Origin of the sequence: Cryobacterium aureum (assembly GCF_002954245.1) — a bacterium.
GTDB classification, from domain to species: Bacteria; Actinomycetota; Actinomycetes; order Actinomycetales; family Microbacteriaceae; genus Cryobacterium; species Cryobacterium aureum.
The window spans coordinates 21,766-30,656 of sequence record NZ_PPTG01000043.1 but is presented as its reverse complement, the minus strand read 5'-3'; the positions used below and the strand labels follow the sequence as shown (position 1 = coordinate 30,656).

General features: G+C 65.2%; 7 protein-coding genes and 2 riboswitches. Of the genes, 4 read left to right on the top strand and 3 right to left on the bottom strand.

Annotated elements, in window-relative coordinates:
• Window positions 1–354: 354 nt before the first annotated feature.
• Window positions 355–1,656, bottom strand: coding sequence for an extracellular catalytic domain type 1 short-chain-length polyhydroxyalkanoate depolymerase (locus tag CJ028_RS15420; protein WP_240607334.1), 1,302 nt, complete (start codon window positions 1,654–1,656; stop codon window positions 355–357).
• Between the two features lie 177 nt (window positions 1,657–1,833).
• Here CJ028_RS15420 and CJ028_RS15415 point away from each other — a divergent pair, with 177 nt between their 5' ends.
• Window positions 1,834–2,469: a DNA-3-methyladenine glycosylase I gene (locus tag CJ028_RS15415; RefSeq protein ID WP_105036111.1), complete on the top strand. Its 636-nt coding sequence runs from the start codon at window positions 1,834–1,836 to the stop codon at window positions 2,467–2,469.
• 53 nt (window positions 2,470–2,522) lie between these two features.
• On the opposite strand, the gene CJ028_RS15410 is transcribed toward CJ028_RS15415, so the two are convergent.
• On the bottom strand, window positions 2,523–2,969 hold the full coding sequence (locus CJ028_RS15410) for an LPS export ABC transporter periplasmic protein LptC (protein ID WP_105036110.1): 447 nt from the start codon (window positions 2,967–2,969) through the stop codon (window positions 2,523–2,525).
• A 160-nt stretch (window positions 2,970–3,129) separates the two neighbouring features.
• Window positions 3,130–3,225: riboswitch (glycine riboswitch) on the top strand.
• A 1-nt stretch (window position 3,226) separates the two neighbouring features.
• Window positions 3,227–3,328, top strand: a riboswitch (glycine riboswitch).
• 54 nt (window positions 3,329–3,382) lie between these two features.
• Here CJ028_RS15410 and gcvT point away from each other — a divergent pair.
• Genes gcvT through gcvP form a run of 3 tightly spaced genes read left to right on the top strand, consistent with a single transcriptional unit; the run spans window position 3,383 to window position 7,896 of the window.
• Window positions 3,383–4,546: a glycine cleavage system aminomethyltransferase GcvT gene (gene gcvT, locus CJ028_RS15405; RefSeq protein WP_105036109.1), complete on the top strand. Its 1,164-nt coding sequence runs from the start codon at window positions 3,383–3,385 to the stop codon at window positions 4,544–4,546.
• 53 nt (window positions 4,547–4,599) lie between these two features.
• Complete coding sequence (gene gcvH, locus CJ028_RS15400; protein ID WP_105036108.1) at window positions 4,600–4,971, top strand: glycine cleavage system protein GcvH; 372 nt, start codon at window positions 4,600–4,602, stop codon at window positions 4,969–4,971.
• 27 nt (window positions 4,972–4,998) lie between these two features.
• On the top strand, window positions 4,999–7,896 hold the full coding sequence (gene gcvP, locus CJ028_RS15395; protein WP_240607335.1) for an aminomethyl-transferring glycine dehydrogenase: 2,898 nt from the start codon (window positions 4,999–5,001) through the stop codon (window positions 7,894–7,896).
• Window positions 7,897–7,982: 86 nt separating this feature from the next.
• Here the strand turns inward: gcvP and CJ028_RS15390 are convergent, their stop codons facing one another.
• Entirely contained in the window at window positions 7,983–8,774 is a 792-nt protein-coding gene (locus CJ028_RS15390) for a CPBP family intramembrane glutamic endopeptidase (RefSeq protein WP_105036106.1), read from the bottom strand.
• Between the last annotated feature and the right edge of the window lie 117 nt (window positions 8,775–8,891).

Below are 8,891 nucleotides of genomic sequence, written 5' to 3'. Positions count from 1 at the left end.
GATCCAAGAGCACCCACGACCACCACGCGGCACCTACATCCCCAACGGCAAACCCCGCGGGTTCCTCGCCAAACCACCCACGATGACCTGAGACATCAACTGCCCACGATGTCGTGAGACATCACAGCCGAGAAATTTGCCCCGAACTCACACCTGGACGGCGAACCTAAACCCCGATGTCGCGATGGCGCAAAGACGGCGCGGCGAAAGCGGCCAGCACCAGGGAGATTGCGTATAACGTGACAATTGTCGCCACATTCGCGCCGGTGCTCAGTGGGCTTGTACCGAATGTCCAGTAGTGGCGCCGTCCCCCGGGAAGGGGACAACGCCATCCTCTGGGCGGAACGAATCAGCTCAGCAGCTGGTGACCTTCGTGAAGGTGCCCTGTGGGGCTTCTCTGAGGGTCGTGACCGTCGTGTCACCCTGACCGAGATAATTCTGCGTACCGAGCGCGTAATACGGGTTGTACGGATTGTTGCCGTAGCTGATGGCATGTCCGGCGGCTTCGTGCGCTGCGTTTGTCAATGTGCCGCAATAGAGGCCCGGAGTCGGGCTCGGGGTTGGAGTGGGGGTCGGGGTGGCACTTGGCGTTGGCGTCGGCGTCGGATCTGGTGCCGGTGTTCCCGTGACGCGCCGGTTGTTCTGAAAGAAGAAGGAGGCGAGGTAGGCGGGATAGTTGATGCTGTTAGTGCTGATATACGACCCGCCCGGTGCTGCACCGGCTGGCCAGTTGTGACCGAGACCGGTGTTCTGGATGATCGACACGCGCGGTCCGGTCGCATCGGAATAGGTTGTACCGCTTCCGGCGGTATTGCTACCGGCGAGGGTGCTGAGCGAGAACGTCGCTGTCGTTGGAGCGTTATAGATGCCCGCCATGATCTGGGCGTTCAGGGTGTTATATCCGGGAGCGACCGTGGTGTCGTTACTTCCGTATACGACCGAGGTTAGTTGGGTGTCGAACGCGGCGGTGTTGGACCCCGCGAAGCTGTTGCACTGGGCGATACCGGCGCTCTTCGTTGTGGCGACATACCCGATCTGGTTGGACGTCGTTCCGACGCTTGGTCCGGCATTCATGCCGATTCCGGCGAAAACATCCGGCGCGAGGCACCCCATCACCATGGTCTCCCCGCCACCAGAGGAGAGGCCGGAAAGATAGACCTGGTCAGCATCAAGCGTCAGCCCTGGACGAGCGAGGAGCGCGCTGACCAGACCGAGGAGGTTGTCATCGTGGCGTGCGGGCGTCGACCGGCTATGGTTGCCGTCGTAATAGTCCCAGCATCCGGCGATCACTCCGCCGCCCGGTGCCGCCGGGATCGCGATGACCATGCCGTACTTATCAGCCGTTGCCGTCCAATTTCCCCCGGCCTTCAGATTAGAACTCGTCTGAACGCAGCCGTGCAGGTTAATCATCAGGGCGCGCTCGCCGCCGATGGCGGGCGCTGTCGTCGGGGTGTAGAGCTGTACCTGCATTCCCGAGATCGTCTCGGTAGTCCAGGCACCGGCGGCCGATGCCGCGGAGATGGGGAGTGTCGTCGCGACGAGCACCCCCACCAGCCCGGCAATAAGGCCAAGGCGTCCTTTTCGTGCGCGAATTGCAGTGGGAATCTTCATCGTTTCTCCATGGGTGAGGTCGGCATCGTGGGGAGGGAGCATCATTGCTCGAGGTCTCGGCCGTCAAACCTGATGCCTGATTCAGGTATCAGCAATCTAATTGATGCTCACCGCGCCGTCAAGGAATCGCGGTGGAAAACTGAGCTTCACGATTCGTGCCCCGTCATGTGTGCGACCGATCGAACGTGAACTGGATGCTCGAGGCGGTGTTTACTGGTGTAAATGATAGAAACCTCACCAGCGGCTGCGCCGCTGCCATCGTCCAGCACGATCATCGGCCCCGACGGCCTCGCAAGGCCGCACTGGGCCTCGGTCGATCCGATGCTGCGCGACTACTACGACACCGAGTGGGGCGTTCCCGTTCGGGAGGAACACGCGTTGTTCGAGCGCATCAGCCTCGAGGCGTTCCAGTCCGGGCTGTCCTGGGCCATCATTCTGCGGAAGCGCCCCGGGTTTCGTGCTGCTTTCGCCGACTTCGACCCCGACCGGGTCGCGGCCTTCGACGAGAACGACGTGGCGCGGTTGCTCCAGGACGAGAAGATCGTGCGCAACCGCTTGAAAGTGCGCGCCACAATCACCAACGCGCAGGCCACCGTTGCCCTGCGTGAGCACGGCGGACTGGTCGACTTCGTCTGGTCATTCCAGCCCGATGAAACGCCCGAGCCGCGAACGCAGGCCGACGTGCCGACCCGCTCCGAGGCATCCGTCGCCCTGTCGATAGCGCTGAAGAAGATCGGCTTCGTCTTCGTCGGACCAACCACGATGTTTGCCCTCATGGAAGCGATCGGCATCATCGATACCCACCTCGTCGACAGCCATCGCCGTGGATCCTCGGGGGTGTGGAGCCGGGCTGAGTAGTAGATCAACTCAACACCGGCCCCGGTGCACGCGTCGTTAGAACAGAGATGCGGCTAGTGTCGATCGGCGTCTCGCCGAGTGTCACGCGGGTCGGCTTCGTCGAGGGAGCCAGCGTCCCGACGGGCGTCGTGCTGAGTGTTGCGGTCAGCTTCGCCGACGGTGTTGACGTCGGGATCGACCTCATTGGCCTGCTGGAACTTTTCCTCCGACTGAAGGCGGATGCTCTCGGCTTCCGTCTGACCCTGTGCGGCCTCCCGCTGCAGACGTTCCGAGGCGACCTGGGCCTGGAGCGCATCGCCCTGGGCCTTCGTGGCTGCTGCCTCGCGCTCGCGGGCTGCCAAATCGGCATCCTGCGCCTGGGAGCGCAATTCTTCCGCCTGGTGCCGGTCCGCCTGTGCTTTGGCCTCCCGCCGCCGCCGCGACGTGAAGACGACGATCCCGATGATGACGAGCACGACGACCACGCCGACGATAATCCAGATGAGCAGGTTCGTATCCATGATTCTGCCGCCTCTCTGCGGAGATAAGGACTGTCATTAAACTCCTGATTCACAAAACATTCAACGAACGCCCAGCTCTGCTGGCGGTTGGCGTGCATCGAGGGAGAAACCGCCCGAGCGGCGCGCTAGGCTGAACGCTACCAACTGAATATCGGGCCATATGGACGATGCGGGAGAGTTCGACGCGAAGGCGCGCGAACACCGAAGGAGCAATCCTCCCCGACAATCTCTCAGGTACTCGTACCGCATCGAACTGGCCACTCTGAAAAGTAGATTGTGCGTGACCGACAATCTCGCCCACGGTGAAAGTCAGTGCCCGCGCGCTGGTGAAGCTCTCAGGCACGAGCGACAGAGGGGGAGTTCCCACGCGGTTCAATCGGGCCGCGCACACCGCCCTGTGACCCGGAGAACTCATGACCACGGCCGATTCAAGCACCCCCGACTCCACCGATTCACGAAGCCCCGAGCGTTTCTCGCCCCTGCACCAGGCGCACGTCGATGCCGGTGCGAGCTTCACCGACTTCGCCGGTTGGCAGATGCCGGTGCGTTACTCGAGTGATCTGGCCGAGCACCACGCCGTACGCGACGCGGCAGGCCTGTTCGACCTTTCGCACATGGCCGAGATTCTGATCGAAGGCCCGGATGCCGCCGCCTACCTCGACTACGCGCTCGCCGGCAAGCTCTCAAGTGTAGAGCTGTGGCAGGCCAAATACAGCCTGCTCCTGGCCGAAACCGGCGGCATCATCGACGACCTCGTCGTCTACCGCCTCGATGACACCAAGTTTCTCGTCGTCGCGAACGCCGGAAACCGGTTCGCCGCCTTCGACGCGCTGCTTGCCCGCGCCGACGGCTTCAAGGTGAGTGTGGTCGACCAGAGCGACGACTACGCCCTCATCGCCGTTCAGGGCCCGAATGCACTGGCTATCCTCGATGCGACCGCGGGCGTCACCGATCTCGGCACCGACCTGCGCTTCATGAAGTATTACCGCATCACGGATGCCTTCTTCCGCGGCCATCCCCTGCTGGTTGCCCGCACCGGCTACACCGGCGAAGACGGCTTCGAGCTCTACCTCGCGGCCGACCAGGCCCGCGAACTCTGGGATGCACTCGTTGTGGCCGGCGCCGACAAAGGACTCGTCCCGGCCGGGCTGGCCAGCCGTGACACCCTCCGGCTCGAAGCCGGAATGCCGCTTTACGGCCACGAGCTGACCCTCACGACCTTCCCGGCGCAGGCCGGCCTCGGCCGCGTGGTCAACCTGAACAAGGAGGACGACTTCGTGGGGCGGGCCGCGAGCGAGGCCGGACCGGCGGCGGGGGCATCCGTTTTGGTCGGCCTGATTGCCGCCGGCAAACGTGCCGGGCGTGCCGACTACGAGATCTTCCGCAGCCTCGACGCCGAGACGTCCGACGGCGTCATCACGAGCGGCGCCCTGTCGCCGACCCTCGGCTACCCGATAGCCATGGCCTACGTCACACCCGACCTCGCCCGCCTCGGTACCGAGGTGTACGTCGACGTGCGCGGCACCCGCCTTCCCGCCACCGTCACCTCGCTTCCGTTCTATAAGCGCGTCAAATAGCTTTGCCCTGTTCAAATAGCCCTGAATCCGTGCAACCTGCGAAAGGCAACACCATGACAGACACATCAGCACTGCAGTACACGCCCGAGCACGAGTGGGTTCTGGTCGAGGGGTCCATCGCGACCGTCGGCATCACCGCCTACGCCGCCGAGAAGCTCGGCGACGTCGTCTTCGTCGAACTGCCCGAGGTGGGCAGCACGGTCGCCAGCGGCACGGTCGTCGGCGAGATCGAATCGACCAAGTCGGTCGGCGAACTATTCGCGCCGGTCAACGGCATTGTCACGGCCACCAACGACGCCGTCGTCGAGAGCCCCGAGTTGGTCAACAGCGATCCGTTCGGTGCTGGTTGGCTGATCAAGGTTGAATTCGACACGCTGCCCACCCTTCTCAGCCAGGCCGAGTACTCGGCCCTCATCGGCGAGTAGCTCATGGAAACGCAGGTTCGGCAGCAGATGCCCACGGCCTTCACCCAGCGTCACATCGGAACGGATGTTGACGCCCAGTCCCACATGCTCGCCACGCTTGGCTATAACTCGGTGGACGACCTCGTCTCCGCCGCCATGCCCTCGTCGATTCACGCAGACCTGTTTCGGCAGGATGGCGACAGCGCACTCCCGCCCGCTGCGACCGAGAACGAGGCCGTCGCCGAACTGCGCGCCCTGGCTGGCCGCAACACGGTCAAGCGCTCCATGATCGGCCAGGGCTACTACGACACGTTCACGCCCGCCGTGATCAAGCGCAACGTGTTCGAAAACCCCAGCTGGTACACCGCGTACACGCCCTACCAGCCCGAGATCTCGCAGGGCCGGCTCGAAGCGCTCATCAACTTTCAGACCATGATCGCCGACCTCACCGGGCTGACCACGGCCAACGCGTCGATGCTCGACGAGTCAACGGCGGTCGTCGAGGGCATGTTGCTCGCCCTGCGCGCCTCTAAATCCACCTCACGCCGATTCATCGTAGACACGGATGCTTTTCCCCAGACCCACGCGCTGCTCGCCAATCGCGCCGTCGCGCTCGGCATCGAACTGGTCCAGGTCGCGCTCAGCGAGCAGACCACGGCCGCGGACCTCGGCGACTATTTCGGAGTCTTCGTGCAATACCCGTCGGCTTCCGGTCGCATCTGGAACCCGCAAGCGGTCATCGATCTCGCGCACGAGCGCAGGGCGCTCGCCGTGGTGGCCGCCGACCTGCTGGCTCTCACCCTGCTGAAGTCGCCCGGCGACCTTGGCGCCGATGTCGCCGTCGGCACCAGCCAACGCTTCGGCGTGCCGATGGGCTTCGGCGGACCGCACGCCGGCTACATGGCCGTGCGCCGCGGCCTGGAACGCCAGCTGCCCGGCCGCCTCGTCGGCGTGAGCGTCGACGCCACCGGCCACCCGGCCTACCGCCTGGCCCTGCAGGTGCGTGAGCAGCACATTCGCCGCGACAAGGCCACCTCGAACATCTGCACCGCCCAGGTGCTGCTCGCCGTCATGGCCGGCATGTACGCCGTCTACCACGGGCCCGAGGGCCTGAAAGCGATCGCCACCCGAGTACACGAACGGGCTGGTGCCCTCGTCGCCGCCCTGCGCGCGATTGACGTCGACGTGCGCAGCGACACGTTCTTTGATACGGTCCGGGTCTCCGCGCCAAGCGCGGCCGACGTCGTCGCGAAGGCGGCGGCGAGCGGCTACAACCTGCACCAGGTCGATGCGACCACCATCAGCGTCTCGGTCGACGAGACCACCACGCTCGCCGACCTCTCGTATATCGTCGGCGCGTTCGGCGGCCGCAGCGCCTTCGGCCACGTCGACTTCGAGGCCGTGCAGCACGGACTGCCGGTCGATCTCGATCGCACGAGCGAGTACCTCACCCACCCGGTGTTCAACACTCACCGCTCGGAGACCAGCATGATGCGCTACCTCAAGCGCCTCGCCGACTACGACTACGCGCTCGACCGCGGCATGATCCCGCTCGGCTCCTGCACCATGAAACTCAACGCGGCGAGCGAGATGGAGGCCGTCAGCTGGCCCGAATTCGCCGGAGTCCACCCGTTCGCACCGAAAGCGGATGTCGAGGGTTACCTGCACCTCGTGCGCCAGCTCGAAACCTGGCTCACCGATGTCACCGGCTACGATTCCGTCTCGCTGCAGCCCAACGCCGGCAGCCAGGGCGAACTAGCCGGCCTGCTCGCCATCCGCGGGTACCACCAGTCCAACGGGCAGATCGACCGCACGGTCTGCCTGATCCCGTCGAGTGCGCACGGCACCAACGCGGCATCAGCTGCGCTGGCCGGCATGCGCGTCGTCGTCGTGGCCTGCGACGACCTCGGCAACGTCGACCTCGCCGACCTGCACGCCAAGATCGCCGAACATGCCGACAGCCTTGCCGCCCTGATGATCACCTACCCGTCCACGCACGGCGTCTATGAGCACGAGGTCGCCGCCATCTGTTCGGCCGTGCACGATGCCGGCGGCCAGGTCTACGTTGACGGTGCCAACCTCAACGCGCTGCTCGGATTCGCCCGCTACGGCGACTTCGGCGGCGACGTCTCGCACCTCAACCTGCACAAGACCTTCTGCATCCCGCACGGCGGCGGCGGTCCCGGTGTCGGGCCGGTCGCGGCCAAGGCACACCTTGCACCGTTCCTCCCCGGGCATCCGCTTGCTCAGAGTGACGAACACTACCTGCTCGGCAGCGGGGGAGCCACCGCCACTGTCGTGCACGCTGGCGGGCCGGTCTCGGCGGCACCCTACGGCAGCCCGAGCATCCTGCCGATCTCGTGGGCGTACGTGCGCATGATGGGAATCGACGGCCTCAAGCAGGCTACCGGGGCAGCAGTGCTCGCCGCCAACTACGTCGCGAAACGCCTGGAGAACAGCTACCCGCTGCTCTACTCGGGCGAAAACGGCCTGGTCGCGCACGAGTGCATCCTCGACCTGCGCCCGCTCACCGCGGCCACCGGCGTGAGCGTCGACGACGTGGCCAAGCGCCTCGTCGACTACGGCTTCCACTCGCCGACGATGAGCTTTCCGGTGGCCGGAACGCTCATGGTCGAACCCACCGAGAGTGAAGATCTCGGCGAAATCGACCGCTTCGTCGACGCCATGATTGCAATCAAGGCCGAAGCGGATGCCGTCGCCGCCGGCCGCTGGCCCGCCGACGACAACCCGCTGCACAATGCCCCGCACACCGCACAGTCGGTGATCGAGGGGGAGTGGGAGCACCCGTACGACCGGGCGACCGCGGTGTATCCGCTGGCGTCGCTGGTGCGGAACAAGTACTGGCCACCGGTGCGGCGCATCGACAATGCCTACGGGGACCGCAACCTGGTCTGCGCCTGCCCGCCGCCCGAAGCGTTCGAGTAGGGGCTCGCCACCGCCCCCAGTTTCGGTGGCCGCTACGGTAACCGGCGTAGCGGCTGCCGAAACCGGGCGCGGCCACGCCCGTGGGCTCAGTTTGCGGGGGCGAGCAGCCCCGGCCACCAGGCCAGCGCGAGCGGATAGCCCACGAACGAGAGAATGTCGAGTAGCCAGTGGGTCACCACGAGCGGCATGGTGCGCCCCCAACGGGTGTAGCACCAGCCGAACACGACGCCCATGGTCACGTTGCCGAAGAACGGGCCGACACCTTGATAGAGGTGGTAGCTGCCGCGCAGCACCGCCGAGCTCAGGATGATGGTCCAGGTCGACCAGCCGAGTTCGCGCAACCGCGTGAACAGGTAGCCCACCACGATGAGCTCCTCAAGGAGCGCCGCTTTGAGGGCGGCGAACACCAGAATCGGAATGGTCCACCAGAAGGTGTCGAGCGGTGACGGCACGACGGCCACGGTGAAACCCAATGCCCGCCCGGCCAGGTAGAGCGCGAGCCCCGGAATGCCGATGACCAGCAGCAGTCCGAACCCGCCGAGCACATCCTTGCCCGGACGCGTCAGGTCGAATCCGAGCCGGGTGAACGGGTTTTGCCCTGGCCGCCACAGCAGGTACAGCACCAGCGCTACCGCTGCGAGCCCGAACGCGATGCCGAGAAACTGGTAGGTGAAGTCGAGCCACTCGCGGGTCGACTGCGAGCCGTTGAGCGTCGCCGACTGGTCGGCGAGTGGCGTCTCATCGGTCAGCCGGGCCACGATCGACACGATCGAGTACACGGCCGACGCCCCGAGGGACAGCGCGAGCACGATGCCGATTTCCCAATAGTGCCGGGTGCGGTGCTGCCCCGAAAGGCGAGAAACGGATGCTGTCAGCATGGCTCTATCCTGCCAGTGCCGGCCCCCGAAGCCCGCCTCGCCAGCCCCTAACCACCGCAGCACACTCGGCGGTAGGGAGACTAAAAACGGTGCAAACCCTGCGCCGCAGCCAAACTG